This is a genomic window from Vibrio sp. IB15, assembly GCF_016406055.1.
GTDB lineage: Bacteria > Pseudomonadota > Gammaproteobacteria > Enterobacterales > Vibrionaceae > Vibrio > Vibrio chagasii.
Genome location: NZ_JAEFCE010000012.1, coordinates 62,017 through 87,797 on the forward strand (window position 1 = coordinate 62,017; position 25,781 = coordinate 87,797).

The window sequence follows — 25,781 nt, forward strand, 5'->3', positions numbered from 1 at the left end:
TACATTGTTTCTTTTCGAGTTGAGAACTAGCGTAATAATATTGAATTGATCTTAGTCAGCGTTCTCTTTTTATTGATCCAAATCAATACTCAAGTTTGGTGGTTCTCGTTAAATACGCCACAATATCTAGTGTTAGTTTAACGGTAAATCGCTCTATATAGTGTGTTTGTGGATAAGTCTGTGAATACCTCAAGAGTAAGGAGAAGTGGTGAAATCAATCGTAATCAAGCGTGATGGCTCAAGAGCTCCATTCAGTAGAGATCGCATCCAGGCTGCAGTGGAAGCAGCATCAGACAAAACCGATAAGGAAATTGCTATTTATGCATTGAATGTGGCATTAGCAGTTGAGTTGAAGCTCGAAGACTACGGTGAAGTTCATATCTCTGAAATTCAAACCATGGTCGAGAATGAGCTGATGCAGGGACCATATAAGTCTTTAGCACGCGCATACATCGAATATCGTCATGATCGCGATATCGCACGTGAAAAGCAAAGCGCTTTAACTCGTGAGATCGAAGGTTTGATCGAAGAAAGCAATGTTGATCTAATCAATGAAAATGCGAACAAAGATGGCAAAGTTATCCCAACTCAGCGTGACCTGTTGGCGGGTATCGTGGCTAAACACTATGCGAAAACTCACATTTTGCCACGTGATATCGTACATGCTCACGAATGTGGTGATATTCACTACCACGATCTAGACTACGCACCATTCTTCCCAATGTTTAACTGTATGCTTATCGATCTAAAAGGCATGTTAACGCATGGCTTCAAGATGGGTAACGCGGAAATTGATACGCCTAAGTCTATTTCTACAGCAACAGCGGTAACAGCGCAGATCATCGCACAAGTGGCGAGCCACATTTACGGCGGTACAACGATCAACCGCATCGACGAGGTTCTTGAACCCTACGTAATGGCGAGCTACGAGAAGCATTTATCGTTAGCGAAAGAGTGGGACATTCATAGCCCAGAAGCGTTTGCTATCTCTCGTACTGAGAAAGAGTGCTACGACGCATTCCAATCTCTTGAATACGAAGTAAACACCTTGCACACAGCTAATGGTCAAACACCATTCGTGACGTTTGGTTTTGGTTTAGGTGAAAGCTGGGGCTCGAAACTGATTCAGCAATCAATCTTGAAAAACCGCATTGCAGGTTTGGGTAAGAACCGCAAAACAGCCGTGTTCCCTAAACTGGTATTTGCAATCAAAGATGGCTTGAACCACCAGCCACAAGATCCAAACTACGATATCAAGCAACTGGCACTTGAGTGTGCGTCTAAGCGCATGTACCCAGACATTCTTAACTACGACAAAGTAGTAGAAGTGACAGGGTCATTCAAAACACCTATGGGCTGCCGTAGCTTCTTGAATACATACGAAGAAAACGGCGAGCTTATCCATGAAGGCCGTAACAACTTAGGTGTTGTGAGCTTGAACTTGCCACGTATTGCGATCAACGCAAAACAAGATATGGCTAAGTTTTACGAGTTGCTTGATGAAAAACTGAAGCTTGCTCGTCGCGCATTGGAAACTCGTATCTCTCGTCTAGAAAACGTGAAAGCGCGTGTTGCTCCAATCCTATATATGGAAGGTGCATGTGGTGTTCGCTTGAAAGCAGACGACTCTATTGCTGATATCTTTAAGAACGGCCGTGCATCTGTTTCTCTTGGTTACATTGGTATCCACGAAGCAATGACTGCTTTATACGGTACTGACGTTCACTTGTACGACGATGGCGAAATGCGTGCTCAAGCGCTTGAGCTGGTGGAGTACATGAAGTGTGAAGTGGAATCTTGGACCAAAGAGACAGGTTACGCGTTCAGCCTATACGGCACACCAAGTGAAAACCTATGTAGCCGCTTCTGCAGCATCGATACCAAAGAGTTTGGTGTGATTGATGGTGTAACAGACCGTGGTTACTACACAAACAGCTTCCACTTAGATGTGCAGAAGAAAGTGAACCCATACGACAAGATCGATTTCGAGATGCCTTATCCTGAAATTTCTAGCGGTGGTTTCATCTGTTACGGCGAATTCCCTAACATGCAGAAGAACATCGAAGCATTAGAAAACGTATGGGATTACAGCTACACACGTGTTCCTTACTACGGCACCAACACACCGATTGATGAGTGTTACGAGTGTGGTTACAACGGTGAGTTTGACTGTACAAGCAAGGGCTTTACGTGTCCTAAGTGTGGTAACCATGACTCAACCAAAGTATCGGTAACACGTCGTGTTTGTGGTTACCTTGGTAGTCCAGACGCACGCCCATTTAACTTCGGTAAGCAAGAAGAAGTTAAACGCCGCGTGAAGCATCTTTAATAAGCCCTAAGATCAATAGCTAGCTTATTTAGAAGAGCTACGTTTCTAAGAAATAAGATTAGTATCGGCGCTATGTCGATACCAATTCATTTGTTTCACTTCTCGCTATTTTTCGAGTTAAACCACTAAGCCATCACGAGTGCTCAATACTGCCTTATGAATTATCATCAATATCACCCAATCGACGTTGTAAATGGCCCCGGAACACGCTGCACCTTGTTCGTATCGGGTTGTGTGCACCAGTGCCGTGGGTGTTATAACCAGTCGACGCAAAGGTTGGATTCTGGGCATTTGTTCACTCAAGAATTACAAGACCACATTATTGCCGATCTGAATGACCCGCGAATCAAACGTCGTGGCTTGTCGCTTTCTGGTGGTGATCCTCTGCATCCTGCGAATGTGTCTGAGGTGCTTAAGCTTGTTCAGCGTGTAAAAGCTGAATGCGAAGGCAAAGATATCTGGATGTGGACGGGCTACGAGCTAGACGAATTCGATGAAAAGCAGAAGCAAGTGCTGGAATATGTCGATACTTTGATTGATGGTCGCTTTGAGCAAGATAAAGCGGATCCGATGTTGGATTGGCGTGGCAGTTCAAACCAAATTATCCATCGATTCACTGATATCTAAGGCTGTCGTCACTTCGTATTTTTGTAAAACGAAAAAGGGCATCATGGTTAGCGCAATGCAATCAATCAGCCCTTGGGTGTGAGTTCTTTTCGTTTGTTCTAGTGGTTCAAATAAATATTAAGTGGCTAGTTGGTTAGGCTCTTCTATGAGGTTGTTTATCCATTTCTTAGAATGAATTCGCTGGCTAGTTAACGCGATCTTCGCCAGCTCCTCCAGTAACACAATCATCAACACCCATTCTAAAGACCAGCCAAGCACCAAAGCGGTGAAGTAGGCGAGGGGGATGCCAATCGCCCACTGGCCGAATATGTCGATAAAGATGCTGTAGTTGATGTCCCCACCACTCTTTAAAACACCTCCGATGCCAACCATGTTGAACACTCTCAATATCATCCCTGCCGCCATCACCAAGGCTACGTTGACCGCTGTATCTTTGAGTTCTAGGTGCGTTAAATCGATTAATTGAATAATGGCAGGCTTGGCGATAAAACACAGCAGTGCCAATAGTGTCGCAAGCGCACAGCTTACAAATACATAGCCCCAAGCGGTGTTTTCAACACGTTGATAGTTCTTAGCACCAATCTCATTACCAAGGATGATCGAAGCAGCGACGGCAAAACCTAAGAAGGCTGAAATTAAGATACTTTCCACTGGAGATAGCAGTGAGATGATCGCAAGTTCACCAACCCCGATCTGACCTACAATAACGTTGTAAATCAGTATTCCACCAGCCCATGCCGTGTCGTGAATCAGCATAGGAATCGCAATCTTGAAGTACTTCTTTCTGTGCTTAGGTAATATTGCATCACGCCAACTCTCAATCGTAGGGAATAGATGCGCGTAATGTTTTCTCGCCATAACAAGCAATGCAATCGTCTGAAAGAATCGAGAAGCCGTGGTGCCAATCGCTGCGCCAACCACGCCTAGTTCTGGAAAGCCAAATAGTCCGAAGATCAGCAGAGCATTGAGAATCGCATTGACGATGATTGCCCAAATACTGATCTTGGTGGGCAATTTGGCTTCACCAACCGATCGCAGTGCGCTTTCTAGCGGCACAACGATTGCCGTACCAATAAGGCTGGCTCCTGTTATCCAAAGGTAATCCGTTGCCAAGCGGATGTAATCAGGGTCTGAGGCCACCACAGACACGACTGATTCAGGAGCTAATGTGTAAATCAAAATAAAAGGGATGATGGCAAAGATAGACAAGGCCCAAGATTGCGACAAGACACGTCGAATCCCATTGAAATCGCCCGCACCAAAATATTGCGAAGCTAGCACACTGACTGCACCGCTGATTCCCGATACCATGATTAGGTTAAAGAAGAAGATACGGTTGCCAACACCAACTGCTGCGGTTGCCGCATAACCAAGCTGATTGACCATGAAAATATCGACTACGCCGAGCAATGAAAACAACATGGTTTGCAGAGACACAGGTAAACCGATGTGCAGTAACTTTTGCCAAAAATCTTTGTCTAAATGACGATATGTCGAGAGCATCGCATTTCCCCTGTCGTGAATATGCGAGAAGTGTATCGGCATTTGTTTTAGCTGTATTGTTCAGGTTAATCACAAACTTTTGCCAAACTATCTACTTTTATGTGTTGGCCAATTGAATGAGTTAACAGTGGTATGAGTGATAAACAAGAACGTTACGACATCTCTGAAAAAACGCATCAAGAGTTTGTCGATCAAAGCCATGTATTGGCATTTGAAGAGCTGGGTATCGTTCAATGTGGGACAGCATCGTGCCGCGATTTCTTTTCTGTTTATCGAAAGAACCAACAAAAACATATGCTTCTGTACACCGTAAGAGGCAAAGGGTGCCTCGAAAGTGAAGGGTGTCGATATATTCTAGAGCCGGGGTCGTGCATTACTGTGCCAGCAGGCGTTGAGAACGGTTTTGGTATTGAAGAAGAAACATGGCAGATAGCGTGGATCTTCCTATCGCATGATAAGCAATGGGAGAATGTCGTTACTGATGAGGTGAGTTACACGTTATCTCCAGCTGCAGAAGTCGTCTCATCTTGCATACATACGTTGCTAAGAAGTATTGCTTTGCCAATTGATTTAGGTGGAGCGATTGCCAATCACAGTGTGGCTCAAATCGAGTTCATGATTAACGCGCCGGTTCCGCAGCAACAATCAAGAAATTTGATTCGTTTGAGACGAGTGTTCGACGGCGTTCAAAAGCAGCTTCACAAAGAGTGGAACGTGCATGAACTGGCAAGCCTGTTTCCGTGTTCAGAACCGCATTTTCATCGCTTATGCCAGCGTTACTATTCGCATGGTCCTATGACACACATCATGCGAATGAGGATGGAGTACGCGGCTCGTTTGTTGAAATCCAGCGATTGGTCCATTCAACACATTGGCGAGATAGTTGGGTATCCGAACGCCGCCAATTTTAGTACTCGATTTAAAGCGTGGTCGGGAATGACACCAAGGCAATTCAAACGTGGTGTCCACAATGAGCACTGAATCGATGCAGGTAGGCTTTAACTGGTAAAAGTACAAATGGTTGTTTGAAATTTACGCTAAATATCGACGTAAAATGACCAAGCTCTGATTACTTATGGTAACTAAGCGCTTCTATTAAAAAATGTTTCTGATTTGACTACGATAATGTTAACGTGAAGTACATTACTTGAATTTCAAAGGGCTGTGACTTTCATGTTTTCACATCTACCAAAACCAACTTTAGATCCAATTCTATCTCTTTCTGTTGCTTACCGCGGCGATACTCGTACTGATAAAGTCGACTTAGGTATTGGCGTTTACAAAAATGACCAAGGCGAAACACCGATCATGAAAGCCGTCTCTATGGCTCAAGATATCGTTGTTGAAACGCAGAAAACCAAAGCTTACGTTGGCCTAGCGGGCTGTGAAGAGTTCAACCAAAGCATGATTGATCTCCTGCTTAAAGGGACTTCTGCAACGGATCGCGTTGCTGCGATTCAAACACCAGGTGCAAGTGGTGCACTGCGTATGTTGGGTGACTTAATGAAAGTTTCTCAACCAGACACCACAGTTTGGATCTCAAACCCAAGCTATGTGAACCACAAACCTGTAATGGAAGCGGCAGGCTTAAAAGTTCGATACTACAATTACTTCAGTCCTGAAACGAAGCAAGTTGATACTGCAAGAATGTTGGATGACCTTTCAAAAGCGGGTCCATCAGATGTGGTATTACTGCACGGTTGCTGTCATAACCCAACGGGTGCGGATATCGACTTTGAAGCGTGGCAGGAAATTACCAAACTATCACAGAAAAATGGCTTCTTGCCGTTTGTTGATATTGCTTACCAAGGCTTTGGTGACGGGCTAGAAGAAGATGCGAAAGGTCTTCAGCATATGGCGAACAACGTGGAAGAAATGTTGATTACCACCTCTTGCTCAAAGAACTTCGGTTTGTACCGAGAAAGAACGGGCGCGGCGATTGTGATTGGTAAGAATAGCGAACACGTTGGCAACGCAAAAGGTAAGCTACTGACGCTTGCTCGCTCAACTTACACGATGCCGCCAGATCACGGTGCGGCTTTGGTGAAAACAATTCTTCAGAATCAAGAGCTAACAACGATTTGGAAGCAAGAGTTGAGTGAAATGCAGCAACGTTTGTTAAATCTGCGCCAAAGTTTATGTGATGAATTGCGAAATACTTATAACACGTCACAATTTGATTTCATTGAAAGCCATAAAGGTATGTTTACTGTACTAGGCTTTAAAGAAACTCAAATGAATCAATTACGTGAAGAATATGGCATCTACGGTGTTGGTGATGGACGCATCAATATTGCAGGCCTTTCTGAATCCCACATTCCTTACGTAGCAAAAGCGATAGCCAACGTATCAAAATAGGAGGTGACTGAATGTATAATTGGAAAGCGATTATAATCCTAATGTTTAGTGGCGGTCTGTTTGCTTGTTCAACTACGACTCAAGCGCCAGTTGAACCAGAGCAAAAGCCTCAGGTCGAACAACCAGTAGTTGATGACTCTTCTAAGCCTGACGCAACTGAAGGCGACAAAGTAACGGAACCTACTGAGAAGCCAGAAGAAGTAAAACCAGCTGAACCAGAAGCAAAGCCAAAACCTGAAGAAAAGCCGGTAGCGAAACCTACAACAACCAGTGATGGTAAATTGATTCTTGGTGAAGAAGAGTGGGTATTTGTTCCAGGTTTGAAAGAAGCGTTTAAAGCACGTGTCGATACTGGTGCGACAACGTCTTCAATCAGTGCGGTTGATATCGTCGATTTTGAGCGTGATGGCAAAGATTGGGTTAAATTCAAGATTGAACATGATGGCATCACAACAGAAGAGATCAGCCTACCTGTAGAGCGTTGGGTGAAGATCAAACAATCTAGCGCTGAAGGCACACAACGTCGTGCCGTGGTTGTTGCTTCTATCCAAATTGGTGACCTAAAAGACAAAACTGAATTTACACTTGCAGATCGAACGCATCTTTCTTTCCCACTTCTTTTGGGAAGAAGCTTCTTTAGAGATGTTGCGGTTGTCGATGTAAGCCAGAAGTACGTTCAGAAGAAAGTGACTAAATAGACTTAGCTTGTGTTGATTCAGACTTGTTCTGAGACTTTCTCTTTTGGAAAATTGAATCCCTGCTAATTGAATTAGCGGGGATTTTTTCGTATTACGGTCTAAAATCTTAGTAAATATCGTTAATTCGGCTCTGTTCGTCATCAGGTTACTGTTTAGCCTCGACAACGTGATCCAGATCTCTATATAATCCGCGCTTCGTTTTTGTTTAATCCATACTTTCGTAGTCCTTATTTAGGTTTATTCAGTGACCTAATAATGATCTATCCAGTACACGCTTAGGAATTACTTCTTTGATATCTACCGCGAACATCACAATGCAATTTGGCGCAGAGCCTTTGTTTGAGAACATCTCCGCTAAATTTGGTAACGGCAATCGCTATGGTTTGATCGGCGCCAATGGTTGCGGCAAATCGACGTTCATGAAAATCCTAAGTGGCGCATTAACGCCAAGCTCGGGCAACGTTTCAATCACTCCAGGAGAAAAACTGGGCGTATTGAGCCAAGATCAGTTTGCTTTTGAGCAGCACAGCGTAATCGACGTTGTGATCATGGGCGACAGAAAGTTATGGGAAGTAAAACAAGAGCGTGACCGTATTTACTCTTTGCCTGAAATGAGCGAAAAAGACGGTATGAAAGTAGCAGAGCTTGAAAGCGAGTTCGCTGAAATGGATGGCTATACAGCGGAAAGTCGTGCTGGCGATATTCTTATCCAAGCGGGTATTGAAGAAGAGCTTCATTTTGGCCTGATGCAGCAAGTGGCTCCAGGTTGGAAACTGCGTGTGCTTTTGGCGCAAGCATTGTTTGCGAACCCAGATATTTTGTTACTTGATGAACCGACCAACAACTTGGACATTCACACCATCAACTGGCTTGCTGAAGAGCTAAACCAGCGTAAATGTACAATGATCATCATTTCGCACGATAGACACTTCCTGAACTCGGTATGTACGCACATGGCGGACATCGATTACGGTGAACTTCGTATCTACCCAGGTAACTACGAGTACTTCCTAGAAGCATCGGGTTTACGTCGTGAACAACTTCTGGCTTCTAATGCGAAGAAAACGGCAGAAATAAACGAACTGCAAGACTTCGTAAACCGTTTTGGTGCCAATGCATCAAAAGCGAAGCAAGCGAGTTCTCGTGCCAAGAAGATGGAAAAGATCACCCTTGATGAAGTGAAGTCTTCGAGCCGTATGAGCCCATCGATTAACTTCGGCGAAGGTAAAAAGCTGCATCGTCAAGCGCTTGAGCTTCAAGAGCTAGGCCACGGTTTCGAAGGCGAGACGCTATTTGCTGGTGGTAATTTGTTACTTGAGGCGGGTACGCGCCTTGCAGTTATCGGTGAGAACGGCGTAGGTAAAACCACTTTACTACGCTGTCTAGTTGGTGAATTGGAGCAAAACCAAGGTATCGTAAAATGGTCTGAAAACGCATCAGTCGGCTACTGCTCGCAAGATAGCAGTGCAGACTTTGACAACGACTTGAGCATATTCGATTGGATTTCACAGTGGCGTACAGCGAAGCACGATGACTTAATGGTACGTGGCATTCTAGGTCGTCTGCTGTTTACTGCTGATGATGCAAACAAGAAAGCACGTAACTGTTCTGGTGGTGAGAAGAACCGTCTGTTATTTGGTAAGCTAATGATGCAAGACATCAATGTTCTTGTGATGGACGAACCAACGAACCACATGGATATGGAAGCGATCCAAGCGCTAAATGATGCGCTGAAGGTTTATCCAGGTACGCTTATTTTTGTGAGTCACGACCGTGAGTTTGTATCTTCACTGGCAACACACATCATTGATGTGAAAGACCAGCAATTAGTGAGTTTCCAAGGTACTTATGAAGAGTACCTAGATCATCAGAAAAAGATGCTGATGGTTAACCTGTAACTATCACTATGCAAGACTGATTGAGGTAGGTGAACTGACACTAATGGTTCTTCACCAGGAGAAAATAAAGCCCCCGTGCACCGTTGTGTTCGGGGGCTTTTTGTTGGCTTCTGGCCAACAATCTTGTTAGTACTTGAACAACTGAACTTGGGTATTCAACTGTTGGGCGATGCCACGTAATTCTTCTGAAAGGTGACGCGAGTTATCGGCTTCCGTCGACATCTTGTCTGACACATCATTAACTAATTGGATGTTTTTGCTTACTTCGCCAGTCACGGTTCTTTGCTCAGATGCCGCATTCGAGATGTGTGACGCCATATCAGAGATCTGCTGGATCGATGTTGCGATCTCTTCAAGCGCTGTGGTGGCATTGTTCGCATCATCAACACTAGATTGAGCTAAGTCTTGGCTACGCTGCATTGATTCAACGGCACTAACACTGTTTTTCTGCAGAGTCTCAATCATTTCACGAATCTCATCAGTAGAGCTGTGAGTGCGTTGAGATAGCACGCGTACTTCATCTGCAACCACTGCGAAACCACGACCTTGTTCACCAGCACGTGCCGCTTCAATCGCTGCATTAAGTGCAAGTAGGTTAGTTTGCTCTGCGATGTCTGAAATTGTTGAAAGGATCGTGTTAATGTCTAGGGCATTCTTTTCAAGCTCTTGAATGATGCCCGATGCATTTTCTACCTGTTGTGCAAGGTTAGTGATTGAATCTTGATTACGAATAATCACACGCTTGCCTTGCTCACAGTTTTCAGTCGAACTGATCGCTGAATCTGCTGTCATCTGTGCGTTGTTTGCCATTTCCTCAGCTGTTGCCGACATCTCGTGAACTGCGGTTGCGATTTGCGAGATCTCATGCAGTTGAACTGTTAGGCCATCGCTCGTTTGGCGAGCAACATTGGTACTGACTTCAGATTGCTCGTTCAATTGGCTAGAAGAGTCTGCGATATCACGGACAATCTCTTGTAGCTTAGCGATGAACGCATTCACGTGATGAGCCAGTGTGCCAATTTCGTCCTTGCTGTTGACGGTAATACGTTGGGTTAAATCACCATCGCCTTTAGATAATGCTTTCATTTCTGAACTTAACGTTGTTAGGGGTGCGAGTGCTTTCTTAATGACAAACATTGCCACAAATGCAATAACGGCAAGCTGAATCAGGCCAAAGATGGCCGATTGGCGAAGCAACGAGCGGTAAGAAGCAAAAGATTGGGATTTATCGATAACGACAGTGAAGTACCAGTCGGTATGAGGAACTTTTTTCGCTGAAAGTAGAGACGCCGCGCCGTCGATGCTCATCTCCTCAAAACCCGGATCTTGAGATAGCGATTTGATCTTATTCGCAGAGAGGTTTTGTGGGACGTTAGCAACTGATTTAAGCGTAAAGTCACGGTCTCTGTGGGCAACAATTTTACCATTTCCATCGACAAGGAATGCGTAAACGCCTGGTTGCTCAATGCTTACAACGTCGTTAATCAACGTATTTAGGTTAAGATCTGCACCAATAACACCTGAATACCCGTTGGTATTGAAAGGGCTGGCAATGGTCACGACAAGATCATTGGTTGCCACATCGACGTAGGGTTCTGTCACTACTGTTTTGCCTGTAGACATTGGCACTTTGTACCAGTCGCGAGTGCGGGGGTCATAACCTTCGGGTACGGGCAGATCGACACCTTGTAGGAAACGGCCGTCAGAAAGTCCAGCATACGCAATTTGGAATCGACCTGCGTTAGTACTTTGGGTGAAATAGCTTTTTGGATCGTCCGTGTATTTGAACGCGTCTTTCGCTGCATTTACAACGTTAATACGACCTTCTATCCACTTTTCAATTCCAGAAACATTGGCCTCGGTAAGCGTGGTCGAATACTGTTGGATAGAACGGTAAGTTTCGTTCAACAGTTGCTTGCCAGTGATATAAGTTTGAATCATCGTCATGGCGAAGATAATGACAACAAACATCAATGTTAGTTTGTTCTTAATAGAAATACTGCTTACACCCATTAAGGTACTCCATATTCAGCAAAATTTTCGCAAATAGTATCGGTATGCCATACCGCAATGAAGATGTTTTATCAATTGGCATTTATTAATAATTTAATTGTATAAAAGGAACTAGAGCGGATGTGGTTGGATGGCCCAAATCAAGAATAGAACGCAGCGTGTCGTGAAGCTGTTTGTATAAAACTGATGGTAAAAGATGAGAACGAAAAAAGGCTAACAGGTAAAGAACCCATTAGCCTTAAAATCATGCTGTAAATGAATAATCAATAAGAATTAGCCACTTACATTAGGGGGTATAGTGAGCTTAGAAGCCGAATCGAGCAGACATTAACAGCTGATGTCCGTATGTACCGTTATTGCGCATATCTAGACCAACAGACAGTTGTTCTGTTGAATGGAAACGGGCACCAATACCCACGATTGAGCGAGTATCATCATTGTCGATCAGTTGACCAAGGCGAGCGTTAACTTCAACGTTTGCCATTAACCACGCTCTTAAGCCTAGGTTAATTTCAGTCTTGATGTGGTTGTCGTCATTGCGCTCAATGTTGTGAAGTAGCATTTGGCCAGTCACATCAGCAAATTGACTAATTGGACCGTTAAAACCCATACCGACAGCAGCATCCCAATCGCTTTCAAATTCTGAATCGATGCGAGCTACAAAGTGTGAGTTCTGAGTAAACATGGTTGTGACTTCACCACCGAAAGTACTAGGGCTGGTACCCATGCGCAGCTCGAATGTGTTGTAGTTAAAGTTGTTTGCAGACGCAGAGAATGAACACAGTGCAGCTAGTCCTAAAAGGACAGTCTTGTTAGTGCAACCTAGCATGGTGACTCCATATAAATGTATTTTGCGGCAGTATAATACAAAAAAGCCTGCAATATGCAGGCCAATTTATTTGAAGTCGTTAGTTTTAAATTTGTCGGTTATAGAATTTGGATGTGGTCAACCTCGATTTCCGGTGTTTTGCCACCTTCGTATTCACCGAAGATACGTACTTTGGTATCTGCTGTTAACGGTTGTGCTAGACGGATATCGTCGTCCAGTTCAATTTGAATTTCGCTCTGGCCGTCAGAGAAGATGAAGGTATCGTTCTTAAGCTGGCGAACAATCTTGCCGTCTACAATTGCGTCTTGCTCAGAAAACATGCTTGTGTCTGCAAGTAGTGTCGCGACAGAAACGGTTTCAATAGGTCCTGTGTAAGCAATAGAGCTCTCGTGCTTATTGTCTTTGTGGTCACCAGCCATTGCGAAAGTTGGAGCAAGGATAATAGTGGTTGCGATAGCTAATACAGTTTTTTTCATGGTGAACCCCTTAATGTTGTTTGTTAGTTGAAACGTTTTGTTTCGATGAGGCTATTAAACAACACTCGGTTTGAATCTAGAGTGAGTAACACATTCATTTTCCATTCATTTTATTGAGCATCTCGTCGTCAATGACGTTAAGATGGTGCAAGAGAAGTATTGCCTGCGGGCTGAGAAATTAAGGATTTAAGTACGAATGCGAGCACCATTAAACGCCCTTATGGTTCAAGGTACCACATCAGATGCCGGAAAAAGTGTATTGGTGGCAGGTTTATGCCGTGTTTTGGCCAGGAAGGGAATTAAGGTGGCACCATTCAAGCCACAGAATATGGCTTTGAACAGTGCAGTGACTGAAGACGGTGGCGAAATCGGCCGCGCTCAAGCTGTTCAGGCTCAAGCATGTAATATCGAACCTTCGGTTCACATGAACCCTGTATTGCTTAAACCCAACTCAGACACCGGTGCTCAAGTGATTCTACAAGGCCGTGCATTAAGTAATATGGATGCTACTGGCTACCATGATTACAAGAAAGTTGCGATGAATACGGTTATTGATTCATTTGATCGACTTTTAGAAGAATTTGATAGCGTGATGATTGAAGGTGCCGGAAGCCCAGCTGAAATTAACCTTCGTGAGAATGACATCGCGAACATGGGATTCGCTGAAAAGGCAGATATCCCAGTGATTATTGTGGCTGATATTGACCGTGGTGGTGTATTTGCGCACCTGTATGGCACATTAGCTCTGTTATCTGAATCTGAACAAGCTCGTGTAAAAGGGTTTGTGATTAACCGTTTTAGAGGCGATATCGCGTTGCTTCAGTCGGGCCTTGATTGGCTAGAAGAGAAAACGGGCAAGCCTGTAATAGGTGTGTTGCCATATCTGCATGGCTTTAATTTGGAAGCTGAAGATGCCATTACCTCCGCTCAAGAATCCGATGGAGAGGCTAAGCTAAAAGTCGTGGTACCTGTTCTAACACGAATCAGCAACCATACGGACTTTGACGCGTTGAGACTTAATCCTTCGATTGATCTTCGTTACGTCGGTAAAGGTGAGCGTTTGAACAACGCTGATTTGATCATCTTACCGGGTACTAAGTCAGTAAGAGCCGATTTGGATTATTTGAAGCAGCAAGGTTGGGACAAAGACATTCAGCGTCACCTGCGTTTAGGTGGCAAAGTGATGGGCATATGTGGTGGTTATCAGATGCTCGGTAATCTTATCCACGATTCTGATGGCGTTGAAGGTGAGCCGGGAAGCAGTGAAGGGTTAGGGTACCTTGATGCTGAAACCACGTTAACGCAACAGAAAACGTTAACGAACGTGCTTGGGAATTTAAGCCTAAATGGAAAGTCAGCACCAGTAAAAGGGTATGAAATTCACGTAGGTAGGACTGATGTCAATGAAATGGTATTACCGGTTCAGTTAGAATCTGGCAACCTTGATGGCGCGATAAACTCAGATAACTCGATATTTGGTACCTACTTGCACGGTGTATTGGATAACAGCGATGCGTTATCCCTGATTTGTGAATGGGCAGGTGCTAATGAAGTAGCAGCGATTGACCACGAACAACTGAAAGAGTTGGGTATTAATCGAATTGCCGATGCCATCGAAGACCACTTAAATCTTGACCTGCTTTGGCCTGAGCTGAAACAAACTGGCCAAGAAATTAAAAGAACAACAGATAAGTGAGAGCAATGAAAAATCTAGTCACTCTTCTAGCGGTAGCGTTAACCACCTCATTGAGTTCTGCTCATGCTTTGGCTGCCGAGAAACTCCGTGTCTATGCGGCATCGTCTATGACTAATGCAGTGAATCTGTTAGTTGAAGAGTTTGAGAAAAACCATTCTGTTGACGTGATTCCTGTCTATGCCAGCACATCTTCATTAGTACGACAGATCGAAAGAGGTGCACCAGCAGACATCTTTATCTCGGCAAATGAAAAATGGATGACTCATCTTGTCGATCGAAACTATGTTTCTAGTGACAATGTCACAAATCTTTGTGAGAACGAGCTTGTGCTAATTTCTCCAAAGGAAGATTCAATTTCATTTGATATTTCAAAAGGTGATCAGTGGTCTAAACTTCTTGATAATGAAAGGCTTGCGGTTGGCAACACCATGTCGGTTCCTGCGGGCATCTATGCAAAAGAAGCATTAGAATCGCTCGGTGTTTGGGATAATGTGAGCAGTCGATTGGCACCAAGTAACAATGTTCGTATGGCTCTGGCTTTAGTTGAACGCAGTGAAGCTAAACTCGGAATTGTTTACAAAACGGATGCGCTGTTATCCAAGGAAGTGAGTCTTGTTTCGACGTTCCCGGCAGATTTGCATACACCAATACGTTACCCTGTAGCGAAACTGAGTGACCAAGTGGTTGCTCAGGAGTTCTATACTTTCCTTAGTAGCGAGCAAGCGAAGGACATTTTGAACAGTTTTGGTTTTGAAGTGCGTTAAATGATGTACCTATCGGAATACGAATACCAAGCTTTAATGCTTAGCTTGAAAGTGGCTGGATTTGCCATCCTATGGCTGATCCCAATCGGGATTGGCCTCGCGTGGCTGCTTGCTAAAAAGCAGTTTGTGGGAAAAAGCATTCTAGAGAGTATTGTTCACCTACCTTTGGTGTTGCCTCCCGTGGTGATTGGCTATTTGTTGCTGGTGATGATGGGTAGACAAGGCATTATCGGCTCTTGGCTGAATGAGGTGTTTGGTATCGTATTCAGCTTTAGTTGGAAAGGCGCGGCATTAGCCTGTGTCGTAGTTGCACTGCCATTAATGGTTCGTTCAATTCGTTTAAGCTTAGAAACGGTCGATAGTAAATTGGAAGAGGCGGCCGCCACATTAGGTGCTTCACCAGTCAGAGTATTCTTTACTATCACCTTGCCTTTAATGATCCCTGGGATCATTACGGGAACCATGCTTTCATTTGCGCGAAGCCTTGGTGAGTTTGGTGCTACGATCAGCTTTGTATCCAATATCCCGGGTGAAACTCAAACCATTCCACTGGCTATGTACACGTTTATTGAAACCCCAGGTACTGAAATGGAAGCCGCACGCCTGTGTGCGATTTCTATTGTGATAGCGCTGGGTTCATTGATGTTGTCTGAATGGTTAAACAGAAAGTCGGCACAACGCTTGGGAGGTAACGCATGAGTGCTTTGATCCTCCAATACCAACAGCAGCTTGGTGAAACCTTCTTCGATATCGACTTAGAACTGCCAAGCCGTGGTATCACGGCGATCTTTGGTCGCTCTGGTGCGGGTAAAACCTCTTTAATCAATGCCATTAGTGGCCTTAAACAGCCAGACAAAGGTTTGATCAGTGTATCGGGGACAACCTTGTTCGACAGTGTACAAGGGATTAACTTGCCAACGCATAAGCGCAATGTGGGCTATGTATTCCAAGAGTCAAGGCTGTTCCCTCATATGAAGGTATCGGTGAATCTTAAATACGGTGTTAAAGGCACAGATAAAGCGCACTTTGATCAGATCGTGTCGCTGCTTTCATTAAACTCGTTGCTAGATCGTTATCCGGCTCGTTTATCTGGCGGAGAGAAGCAGCGTGTGGCGATTGGCCGAGCTCTGTTATCTAGGCCAAGCATTTTGTTGATGGATGAGCCATTGGCATCTCTTGATTTACCTAGAAAGCGTGAAGTGATACCGTTTCTGGAGAACTTATCCGAGACCGTACAAATCCCGATTATTTACGTCACTCACAGCCTTAACGAAATCTTACGATTGGCGAATCACTTGGTCATCATTGACCAAGGTAAGGTAGTGTCGTCTGGTGTGACCGAACAGGTATGGGCGTCACGTGCGATGCAGCCTTGGCAGTCTTTCTCAGAGCAAAGCTCACTGTTTGAAGCGAAACTGGCAGAGCACAACGACGATTACGCTTTGTCTCGTTTAATGCTCGGAAAGTCTACGTCTTTGTGGGTTCAGAAAGTGTCGAGTGAGATTGGGGCTACCGTAAGGCTTCAGGTCAGGGCAAATGATGTCTCAATCACGCTAGAGGAGCCAAAAGGCACTTCAATCCGTAACATTCTTCCTGTGTCGATTAAAAGCGTAGAGACGCATCAACAAGGGAGCAATAAGCAGAGTGTGGCGGTTGAGTTGGAATTGGAGTCTGGCTGTTATCTATGGGCAACCATTACTTCTTGGGCATTGGATGAGCTTGACCTTAAAGTCGGCCAGCAAGTATTTGCCCAGATTAAGGGCGTGAGTGTAGCTCAAAGAGACATTGCCGTTACTCATTAAAAGTTAACGCGACTTGCCTGCTTTGGAGTTCTTGTTTGAAGTTATTGGTTTTAGATTAGGTAAAACTCGATCTTGATTCCATGAATGGGAACATGCGTCATTTTTATACGGTATAAGCTTCGGTTTTGAGCCACACTGTATCAGTGCAAAGTCATATTATTTGCACAGCGCAAGAGCGGCATGAAGTATTGATGAGTCGCAGATAAGCGACCAATAGAAAAAGCAGTGGGTATAAAAAAGCCGCTTGTTTAAAGCAACAGGCGGCTTAGTATCAGTATCACTGTTTGCGTTCAACCTAATTTAAGGTTGAGCAACGGCTTATTTAGTGAAAACTTCTTTAAAATCACGCTTCAAGATAGCATCACGACGAGCTTTCTTGATTTGTTTAACCATGTCTTTTACACAGTTGTGTAGAACTTGGTCTAGTAGTTGAGCGCGGTACTCTTCTTTTTCTTCGTCAGTCATGCCTTCTGGAAGTTTAAGAGTAGGGAACTCTTCCATCACGTTAACACCAGCGAAAGCTTGGCTAACCGTGATTAGAGCGTGGAACTGCTCGAAGTTGTCCAAAACATTTTGTGCGCTTGCTGGCAGGCTGTCCCAAGCTTCGCGTACTGCTTCTTCAGACACTTCATGAATAGAAGTAACCATAAAGTGCATCTCTTTTGGCACTTCATCAAATTCGATAACTTGGCGAAGTTCAGGAGAGATTGTGGTTAAATCGATTTCTTGTTGCTCTGTGTTTGTAGCGTCTGACATAGTATTTCTCTTTAAAAAGAAACAATGCTAAAAAGATCTGTAAAAAAGTCAATATAATATAGAGATTAGGGCATGATTTAAGCCCAAAAATGAGCTACGTTGAATATTCAACACTCGATAAAGGTGATGCGATGATAGAAAAGGGATCTTCGATGCGCATATTGCTGGTTGACGATGTTCAGCTAGACAGAATGCAACTTGCTATTCGACTAAAACAATTAGGTCATATTGTTGAAGCTGTCGGCAGCGGTAAAGAAGCCCTGAACGTTTATTCTGGTTTTGATCCAGAGCTCGTCTTGCTTGATATTAGTATGCCTGAAATGGATGGCTTTGAAGTAGCGAACGAGATCCGTGAACGATTTCCTGAATGGGTACCTATTATCTTTCTGAGCGGTCACGAAGAGCCTGAGATGATAGCCAAGGCCATTGATGCGGGTGGTGACGACTATTTGATCAAGCCGGTAAATAAAGTCGTACTCAATTCTAAACTGATTGCCATGCAGCGAATCGCCTACATGAGGCGTGAGCTGAAGCAAAGTACCGCCAAGTTAGAAGAGCTCAACATCCTCCTACAACAGCAAGCCAATGAAGATGGCCTCACCAAATTGTACAACCGTCGATATATGGATACTAAGCTTGAAGAGAGCATTGCGTGGCACGGAAGACGTAATATATCCATGACGGTGATTCTACTCGATGTAGACTTCTTTAAGCCTTACAACGATAATTACGGGCACATTCAAGGAGATAAGTGCTTACAAGGCCTTGCTAATACCCTAAAGGTACTGTTTGTAAGAGCTGGAGAGTTTGTCGGCCGTTATGGCGGTGAAGAGTTTGTGCTTATCTTGAGTGATACCGACAGTGATGCTGCAGAACAGCAGGCGATTCGTATCAAAGAAGCGCTTTATGATATGAACTATGCACATGAGTATTCTACGATTTCAGATAGAGTGACAGCGTCACAAGGGGTGTTGTCGTTTGTGCCGAATGGCGATGAGTCTTTAGCCTCCATCTATGAGAAGGTCGACCAAGCGCTGTATCAAGCAAAACAAAGCGGTAGAAACACCTATATCCAGCGCAACATTTTAGAGCACACACGATAGCCGTTGAGCTCTTTTAGTAATTTGAATTTATAATCCTAGTAGCGTTTGAACTAGGAAGTGTTTTAAGTGATAAACGACATGCCACAATCAAAGTCATTTTCTATGGCTAATTCGCGTTGGACACTGATTGTCCCTGCGCTTTGTTTGATTACCTCACCTACGGTTTCAGCCAACGCTTTGTCAGATGCATTTCGCAAGGAGCTAGAGCAGCGTTTTGCGACCAGTGTATTACTCAACGATACCGATGTTTTTACTTTTGGTATTAATAACTTCGATCCAAATGAAGTTTTTAGTTTAGACAATGAAGATGTTGGCTCGAATGATTCGGTAAGTCGCCGTCAAAACATCACATCTCTCAGTCTTCCTTATACCTTTGAGCTGCCCAACTACATTGAAGACAACCATCAAGAGATAACGTTGCGCTTATCAGCATTGCGTATCGAGAACGACGTTGAATATGCAGCGACGATAAAAAGCGATTATCAAAAAGAGTCTGTGGTTTCTGGTTACGTCGAGTTTGCTAATGTCTCTCAATTAAATGAGTACTGGAGCTTTCATTCAGGTATTGGTAATCATATCTCTTATTATCGCAACGACTTTGAATACCGCTCGTCACTACTTGAGCCTATTCAGGACCAATTGGATGGACTTTATTACAACACAGATGCGTGGGCATATATCATAGAGCCAAAAATTAAGCTGATTTTTGAAGATAAAAATCCCTGGGGGAGATACAAACTGAGTACCAGTTGGCACTATTTTAATGGTGTTGGTTGGGGAGAAGCTAACAACGGCGATGTAGGGAACCCGGAAGGTTGGTATATCGCTAACGAAGCTAAGATCTTCTACGATCTCGTGCGTTGGGATAAAAACATTACATCGATGTATTCGAGCATTAGAAGAATTGATATCGGTGGGGACAGCGTGGAGTCGATGGGGACGACCTCGTATTATGAGGGCAGTGTAGGTTGGTTGCTGAACCCCAACTTATTCAATGAATGGGTTGATAATGTAGGCATCGGTTTTACGATCAACTACGGGAGTAGCTTAAAAGGTGGTAGCCTCGTTCTGTTCTTCAACCAAGACTAGTTGCTTGCTGTTTAAAGCGAACTGCATTTAGCACCAAATATCTAATTAACCAAAGAATCATAGCCAAGCACGTATAGAGCTTGGCTTTTGTTTTTTAGCTATGAATACAGAGTTTGTTGCGGCCCGTCTTTTTGGCTTTGTACAATGCTTGATCGGCAAGCTTCAATACTTCTTCAGGGTGCTTGGTGGTTGTACTGTCTGCCAATCCAATACTCACTGACACATTGACAATTTCAGATGCTTGACCATTTTTACCACGCTTTTTGATGCCTTCATCATGATCATCAGGTCGCTCTTTTGTGTTACGAATTGTCATATCGTAGTCGTGCACTTGTGAAACAAGCGATTCCAGGTGTTCTTTGACTTGCTCGGTATGTTTACCTTTGAAGATGATCGTGAATTCCTCTCCACCATAACGATAAGCTCGAGCGCCACCTGTCGTCTCTTTTAAGATGCTCGCCACTAATTTCAACACGTCATCGCCAATGTCGTGCCCGTACGTGTCATTGAACTTCTTAAAGTGGTCGATATCGACCATCGCCATTGAATACTTGCGCCCTAGATGCTTCATATCGACTTCTAAGGCGTGACGCCCTGGAATGTTTGTTAGTTGGTCATTAAATGCCATATCGTGGCTAGCAGACATCACATAAACAATGATTAAAGTGCCTGACAAAGAAAACATCGTGCTCGATATGTACTGAACATCGAAAAAGATAAAGGTACTCGACGCCAGCAGGATCGCACTATACACAACCACATCGATTGAACGGTTGTAGACCAGAACCAAAATCGAAGTTAAACCCAATAAACACAGACTATATAAGACTAAAACGAAAGGCAGTTTAGAAAAGTCTCTGACGGTGAAGAGGATGCCTTCGCTCCATGATTCAAAACCTCCGGCATGAAAATGAGAAACGATAAGTTGCGCCCACACCACAAATAACACCAATACCAGAGCATACAAGAACATTGACTTAGAATTCACGCCTGTATCTGGGAAGGCGTACACAAGTAGGCAGGTGACAGGCACTAATGCCGCGAGTAGAGAGAGCTCTAATAGTGTCGTTCCGGTATTTAATGGGGTTTGCAAACGAACTTGGATTACAAAATAGGCGACAAGCATGGTCACTGACACCATGGCCATGCGCCCTTGCCTGAATGTATGGCATAGCAATACCGCAACGCTTAATAGAATATACGGAAGGTTGCTAGCAAACCCTAAGTTTGAATCCGTCACCAGAATGACGTTGTTCATACCTGCAAGTAAAATTGCTAGAAGGAGTAAAGGGAAGCAAAATCGAAACATGCTCGACGTTACAAAAGAAGATGCCATTTATGTGGTGAGCCTAACTATAATGATGATCTTATTAATTAATACTATACGTAGGATACGGTTAAACAAGCGATTGCCAAGCATTTTGCTTAAACGAGAGTGAAAACATAGTCATAGGTCGCTATTGGTGCAACCGCTTTTATATGTATTCAGGTTGCTATTAACCACAGAACGAACTACACAATATATATGAGAAATTAATTAGTCGTTATAGATACTTAACAAAACCTATGTGGTTAATACTTAAGGGGCATATTCGATTTTAAAACGGTTTAATATTTGTTTTAAAATTGACCGACATAATGCTTTAACAGCCAAAACCAACCAGGTTGGCATGACGTCTAAGGCAAGGTTGAAGATTAGATCTTACATAGAGCTACAAACGGAGGTGTAGTATGCAAATTAGTGTGGATGTACATAACTATATGGAGACGCTGGTGGGCCATGTATTGTCTACCGAAGAATACGTGTCTAGTTATACAAACGAGCAGTTGGCTGATCTCGCATGTTTAGCATTAGGTCAGTTAAAACCTATCTATATTCGCTTTGATATCGATTTCCTTTCGGCCTTACCAGAAGATAAATTGGTTCTGTACAAAAGGAATAGTGAGATCGCGGTCAAAAATGCAGAAAGTATGATTATTGACGACAGACGACGCGATCGTAAGGACAATGTGCCCGTGATCTTTAGTCAACACAATTTTGATGATGACGTAGAATTGCAATGGTATGAAAAGCCATTGTTGAACCGTAAACAGTCATGATAGGTTAGTATCAGTAACGTCATTTAAGGAGTAAAAAACGTGGGATTCTTTTCTAGATTATTTGGTGGCAAAGAAAAAACCGAACAAAAAGTAGAGATTGAGCCAGTCGAATATAAAGGGTTCAATATCTATCAAGATGCCATTGCTGAATCTGGTCAATACCGTGTTGCCGGGCGTATCGAGAAAGAAATTGATGGTGAGATTAAAAGTCATCGTTTTATTCGTTCAGATGTTGTTTCAAACAAAGAAGACGCCAACGAATTGATGCTCAAAAAGTCGCAAATGTTCATCGACCAAATGGGCGATATCATATTTAGCTAACCAATTAGGGTTAGATTTGATGCTAGTCATAATTTAGAGAGCTTTCAGTGTATATGCTGAAAGCTCTTTTTAGTTTTAGGGACAAAGAGCAGCTAGTCGGTTGTTATTAAAAGGATTATTGGCAAGTGGTTTGACCTCTTTATTCGAGAGGGGCATCATTTATCTAAATTAAGTGCTCAAATTCCATCCAAATAGTTATAAGTAATAACTTTTCCTGTTCTTTGAACAAAACGCTTGAAGTATTAGTTGTCGTTAGATACAAACGAATAAGTCATTGTACCAATTGTTAAAGTATCGCTATGCAAATTGGTGTAGCCAAGTGCGCTTACGATCTCTTTAATTTGCCTTTGGTAAGAATAATAATCACAAATTGATACACAAGGAGTCTAATTTGTTGATAGGTGTACCAAGAGAAACGCTCGCTGGTGAAACGCGAGTCGCTGCATCGCCGAAATCGGTCGAACAGCTTCTAAAGTTAGGGTTTGAAGTTTGTGTTGAATCACAAGCAGGTGCGCTAGCAAGTTTTGAAGATTCAGCTTACGAACAAGCTGGTGCAAAAGTTGTAAGCGCAGATGAAGCTTGGAAATCCGATATTATCTTTAAAGTTAACGCTCCAATCGTTGATGATACTAAGAATGAAATCGACCTACTTAAAGATGGCGCAACATTGGTCAGCTTTGTTTGGCCGGCTCAAAACCCGGAATTAATGGAGCAGCTCTCAAGCCGTAATATTAATGTTATGGCAATGGACTCTGTGCCTCGTATTTCAAGAGCTCAAGCGCTCGATGCACTAAGTTCTATGGCCAATATCGCGGGTTATCGTGCTGTTGTTGAAGCGGCGCATGAATTTGGTCGATTCTTCACGGGTCAAATTACAGCGGCAGGTAAAGTTCCACCAGCGAAAGTATTGGTTGCTGGTGCGGGTGTTGCTGGCTTGGCGGCAATTGGTGCAGCTGGTAGTTTAGGTGCCATTGTTCGTTCATTCGATGTTCGTCCTGAAGTTAAAGAGCAAGTGGAGTCGATGGGCGCTGAGTTCTTGGAAGTGGATTTTCAGGAAGATACAGGCGCTGGTGATGGCTACGCAAAAGAGATGTCTGACGCGTTCAACAAGAAAGCGGAAGAGCTTTACGCGGTTCAAGCAAAAGACGTTGATATCATTATTACTACAGCACTGATTCCGGGTCGTCCTGCGCCTAAACTTATCACCAAAGAGATGGTCGATAGCATGAGCCCAGGCAGCGTAATTGTGGACCTTGCGGCAGCAAATGGTGGGAACTGTGAATACACGGTTGCGGATCAAGTGATCACAACAGAGAATGGTGTGAAGGTTGTCGGTTACACCGATATGGTTGGTCGTCTACCTACTCAGTCTTCCCAACTGTACGCGACTAACCTAGTGAACTTACTGAAACTACTTTGCAAAGAGAAAGACGGTAACATCAATATCGACTTTGAAGATGTTGTACTTCGTGGCGTCACAGTCGTTAAAGAGGGCGAAGTCACTTGGCCAGCTCCACCAATTCAAGTTTCTGCTCAACCTCAACAGGCTAAGCCAAAAGCAACGAAACCTGAGCAAAAAGTTGAAGAGCCTACTTCGCCAGTTAAAAAAGCGGCAGGCATGGCCATTGCGGTTGGTGCATTCGCTTGGATAGCTTCGGTGGCTCCTGCTGCGTTCTTATCTCACTTTACCGTTTTTGTTCTCGCTTGTGTGGTGGGTTATTACGTAGTTTGGAATGTTAGCCATTCTCTTCATACGCCTTTGATGTCTGTAACGAACGCGATTTCAGGGATCATTGTGGTGGGTGCGCTATTACAGATTGGACAGGGAAGCGGCGTCGTGACTTTCCTGTCGTTTATTGCCGTTTTAATTGCAAGTATCAATATCTTTGGTGGCTTTACCGTGACCAAACGTATGCTTGAAATGTTCCGTAAAGACTAAGGAGTAACAGATGTCTGAAGGATTAGTACAAGCAGCTTATATTGTTGCTGCTGTATTCTTTATTATGAGTTTGGCTGGACTATCGAAGCAGGAATCTGCACGTGCAGGTAACTATTACGGTATTACGGGTATGGCAATCGCGTTGATCGCGACGATCTTTGGCCCTCACTCTGCGGGTATTGTGTGGATCATCATTGCAATGGTGATCGGTGGTGGTATTGGTATCCACTACGCAAGAAAAGTAGAAATGACCGAAATGCCAGAGCTGGTGGCAATTCTGCACAGCTTCGTAGGTATGGCAGCGGTACTTGTGGGTTACAACAGCTACATCGATCCACCGGCGGCTGTGTCACTTAACCCTGCTGATATTCATGCAGAGCACGTTATCCACCTAGTGGAAGTGTTCCTTGGCGTATTTATCGGTGCTGTGACGTTCACAGGTTCGATTGTTGCGTTTGGTAAGCTTCGCGGCGTTATCTCTTCGTCTGCACTGAACATTCCTCACAAGCACAAATGGAACCTAGCGGCTATCGTGGTTTCAACATTACTTATGATCATGTTCGTTAAAGCAGATGGCAGCATGTTCGCACTGATGGTGATGACACTTATCGCGTTCGCATTCGGATACCACTTAGTGGCGTCGATCGGCGGTGCAGATATGCCAGTGGTTGTTTCTATGTTGAACTCGTACTCTGGTTGGGCTGCTGCGGCGGCAGGTTTCATGCTTGCAAACGACCTGCTTATCGTAACTGGTGCACTGGTTGGTTCGTCGGGTGCGATTCTGTCTTACATCATGTGTAAAGCAATGAACCGCTCGTTCATTAGTGTTATTGCTGGTGGTTTCGGTCAGGAAGTACAAGTGTCTGAAGGCGATGAAGATCAAGGTGAACACCGTGAAACTTCAGCGGAAGACGTGGCTGACATGCTTAAGAACTCTAAGTCAGTAATCATTACTCCTGGATACGGCATGGCAGTAGCTCAAGCTCAGTACCCAGTGCATGAAATTACTGAAAAGTTGCGTGCACAAGGCGTAAACGTTCGCTTTGGTATCCACCCAGTAGCCGGTAGGTTACCGGGTCACATGAATGTACTGCTTGCTGAAGCAAAAGTCCCTTACGATATCGTTCTTGAAATGGACGAGATCAATGATGACTTTGACGAGACAGATACTGTATTGGTTATTGGTGCGAATGACACCGTAAACCCAGCAGCTCTGGAAGATCCAAACAGCCCAATCGCTGGCATGCCAGTGCTTGAAGTTTGGAACGCTCAAAACGTTATCGTGTTCAAGCGTTCTATGAACACGGGTTACGCAGGCGTACAAAACCCTTTGTTCTTTAAAGACAATACACAGATGCTGTTTGGCGATGCTAAACAAAGCTGTCTTGGTATTCTAGAGCACCTATAGAGGTCGGTTCTAGAAACAAAAGTAAGGAGCTCAATTGAGCTCCTTTTTTGTGCCCACAGAGTGCGGGGAAAT

At 43.9% G+C, this 25,781-nt stretch carries 22 protein-coding genes; 16 read left to right on the forward strand and 6 right to left on the reverse strand.

Annotated features, from left to right (window positions below; translation table 11 throughout):
* The first annotated feature begins 208 nt into the window (after window positions 1-208).
* Both nrdD and nrdG read left to right on the forward strand, forming a co-directional pair.
* Window positions 209-2,329, forward strand: coding sequence for an anaerobic ribonucleoside-triphosphate reductase (gene nrdD, locus JC606_RS06575; RefSeq protein ID WP_198778248.1), 2,121 nt, complete (start codon window positions 209-211; stop codon window positions 2,327-2,329).
* 156 nt (window positions 2,330-2,485) lie between these two features.
* Window positions 2,486-2,956, forward strand: a complete 471-nt coding sequence (gene nrdG, locus JC606_RS06580) for an anaerobic ribonucleoside-triphosphate reductase-activating protein (protein ID WP_198778249.1) — start codon at window positions 2,486-2,488, stop codon at window positions 2,954-2,956.
* Between the two features lie 117 nt (window positions 2,957-3,073).
* Here nrdG and JC606_RS06585 read toward each other — a convergent pair whose 3' ends face one another.
* On the reverse strand, window positions 3,074-4,501 hold the full coding sequence (locus JC606_RS06585; protein WP_198778250.1) for an MATE family efflux transporter: 1,428 nt from the start codon (window positions 4,499-4,501) through the stop codon (window positions 3,074-3,076).
* A gap of 90 nt (window positions 4,502-4,591) precedes the next feature.
* Here JC606_RS06585 and JC606_RS06590 point away from each other — a divergent pair, with 90 nt between their 5' ends.
* The 4 genes from JC606_RS06590 to JC606_RS06605 all read left to right on the forward strand — a co-directional run bounded on the left by JC606_RS06590 (window position 4,592) and on the right by JC606_RS06605 (window position 9,413).
* Entirely contained in the window at window positions 4,592-5,440 is an 849-nt protein-coding gene (locus JC606_RS06590) for an AraC family transcriptional regulator (protein WP_198778251.1), read from the forward strand.
* A gap of 192 nt (window positions 5,441-5,632) precedes the next feature.
* A complete protein-coding gene (locus JC606_RS06595) occupies window positions 5,633-6,817 on the forward strand; it encodes an amino acid aminotransferase (protein WP_137407399.1) in 1,185 nt (394 codons plus the stop codon).
* Window positions 6,818-6,828: 11 nt separating this feature from the next.
* The gene (locus JC606_RS06600) at window positions 6,829-7,515 is read left to right on the forward strand and encodes a putative ATP-dependent zinc protease (RefSeq protein WP_137407398.1); all 687 of its coding nucleotides are present in this window, start codon (window positions 6,829-6,831) and stop codon (window positions 7,513-7,515) included.
* Window positions 7,516-7,805: 290 nt separating this feature from the next.
* Entirely contained in the window at window positions 7,806-9,413 is a 1,608-nt protein-coding gene (locus tag JC606_RS06605; protein ID WP_137407397.1) for an ABC-F family ATPase, read from the forward strand.
* Window positions 9,414-9,539: 126 nt separating this feature from the next.
* Here the strand turns inward: JC606_RS06605 and JC606_RS06610 are convergent, their stop codons facing one another.
* From JC606_RS06610 to JC606_RS06620, 3 genes are all read right to left on the reverse strand, one after another.
* On the reverse strand, window positions 9,540-11,426 hold the full coding sequence (locus tag JC606_RS06610) for a methyl-accepting chemotaxis protein (protein ID WP_198778252.1): 1,887 nt from the start codon (window positions 11,424-11,426) through the stop codon (window positions 9,540-9,542).
* A gap of 304 nt (window positions 11,427-11,730) precedes the next feature.
* On the reverse strand, window positions 11,731-12,255 hold the full coding sequence (locus JC606_RS06615) for a hypothetical protein (protein WP_061030923.1): 525 nt from the start codon (window positions 12,253-12,255) through the stop codon (window positions 11,731-11,733).
* A 98-nt stretch (window positions 12,256-12,353) separates the two neighbouring features.
* Complete coding sequence (locus JC606_RS06620) at window positions 12,354-12,731, reverse strand: YgiW/YdeI family stress tolerance OB fold protein (RefSeq protein WP_137407395.1); 378 nt, start codon at window positions 12,729-12,731, stop codon at window positions 12,354-12,356.
* Window positions 12,732-12,927: 196 nt separating this feature from the next.
* Between JC606_RS06620 and JC606_RS06625 the strand changes: the two genes are divergently transcribed.
* The 4 genes from JC606_RS06625 to modC are packed head-to-tail and all read left to right on the forward strand — an operon-like array spanning window position 12,928 to window position 16,993.
* Entirely contained in the window at window positions 12,928-14,427 is a 1,500-nt protein-coding gene (locus tag JC606_RS06625) for a cobyric acid synthase (protein ID WP_137407394.1), read from the forward strand.
* 5 nt (window positions 14,428-14,432) lie between these two features.
* Window positions 14,433-15,191: a molybdate ABC transporter substrate-binding protein gene (modA, locus tag JC606_RS06630; protein ID WP_137407393.1), complete on the forward strand. Its 759-nt coding sequence runs from the start codon at window positions 14,433-14,435 to the stop codon at window positions 15,189-15,191.
* Complete coding sequence (gene modB / locus JC606_RS06635; protein ID WP_137407392.1) at window positions 15,192-15,890, forward strand: molybdate ABC transporter permease subunit; 699 nt, start codon at window positions 15,192-15,194, stop codon at window positions 15,888-15,890.
* Window positions 15,887-16,993 (forward strand): molybdenum ABC transporter ATP-binding protein ModC, encoded by a 1,107-nt coding sequence (modC, locus tag JC606_RS06640; RefSeq protein WP_198778253.1) that lies wholly within the window; start codon window positions 15,887-15,889, stop codon window positions 16,991-16,993. Before modB ends, modC begins: the two co-directional genes overlap by 4 nt.
* A gap of 318 nt (window positions 16,994-17,311) precedes the next feature.
* Here modC and JC606_RS06645 read toward each other — a convergent pair whose 3' ends face one another.
* Window positions 17,312-17,749, reverse strand: a complete 438-nt coding sequence (locus tag JC606_RS06645) for a DUF3069 domain-containing protein (RefSeq protein ID WP_008224132.1) — start codon at window positions 17,747-17,749, stop codon at window positions 17,312-17,314.
* Between the two features lie 131 nt (window positions 17,750-17,880).
* Here JC606_RS06645 and JC606_RS06650 point away from each other — a divergent pair, with 131 nt between their 5' ends.
* Both JC606_RS06650 and JC606_RS06655 read left to right on the forward strand, forming a co-directional pair.
* A complete protein-coding gene (locus JC606_RS06650) occupies window positions 17,881-18,852 on the forward strand; it encodes a diguanylate cyclase (RefSeq protein WP_198778267.1) in 972 nt (323 codons plus the stop codon).
* A 78-nt stretch (window positions 18,853-18,930) separates the two neighbouring features.
* Window positions 18,931-19,941: a Solitary outer membrane autotransporter beta-barrel domain gene (locus JC606_RS06655; protein ID WP_137407390.1), complete on the forward strand. Its 1,011-nt coding sequence runs from the start codon at window positions 18,931-18,933 to the stop codon at window positions 19,939-19,941.
* Between the two features lie 94 nt (window positions 19,942-20,035).
* Here the strand turns inward: JC606_RS06655 and JC606_RS06660 are convergent, their stop codons facing one another.
* Complete coding sequence (locus tag JC606_RS06660) at window positions 20,036-21,277, reverse strand: GGDEF domain-containing protein (protein ID WP_137407389.1); 1,242 nt, start codon at window positions 21,275-21,277, stop codon at window positions 20,036-20,038.
* A 395-nt stretch (window positions 21,278-21,672) separates the two neighbouring features.
* Between JC606_RS06660 and JC606_RS06665 the strand changes: the two genes are divergently transcribed.
* The 4 genes from JC606_RS06665 to pntB all read left to right on the forward strand — a co-directional run bounded on the left by JC606_RS06665 (window position 21,673) and on the right by pntB (window position 25,709).
* On the forward strand, window positions 21,673-22,041 hold the full coding sequence (locus JC606_RS06665) for a late competence development ComFB family protein (protein WP_008224142.1): 369 nt from the start codon (window positions 21,673-21,675) through the stop codon (window positions 22,039-22,041).
* Between the two features lie 39 nt (window positions 22,042-22,080).
* Window positions 22,081-22,362, forward strand: coding sequence for an HlyU family transcriptional regulator (locus JC606_RS06670; RefSeq protein ID WP_198778254.1), 282 nt, complete (start codon window positions 22,081-22,083; stop codon window positions 22,360-22,362).
* 391 nt (window positions 22,363-22,753) lie between these two features.
* Window positions 22,754-24,301 carry a Re/Si-specific NAD(P)(+) transhydrogenase subunit alpha gene (gene pntA, locus JC606_RS06675; protein ID WP_137407388.1) on the forward strand — a complete coding sequence of 516 codons (1,548 nt, stop codon included), beginning with the start codon at window positions 22,754-22,756 and terminating at the stop codon, window positions 24,299-24,301.
* Window positions 24,302-24,311: 10 nt separating this feature from the next.
* A complete protein-coding gene (pntB, locus tag JC606_RS06680; RefSeq protein WP_061030932.1) occupies window positions 24,312-25,709 on the forward strand; it encodes a Re/Si-specific NAD(P)(+) transhydrogenase subunit beta in 1,398 nt (465 codons plus the stop codon).
* Window positions 25,710-25,781 lie beyond the last annotated feature (72 nt).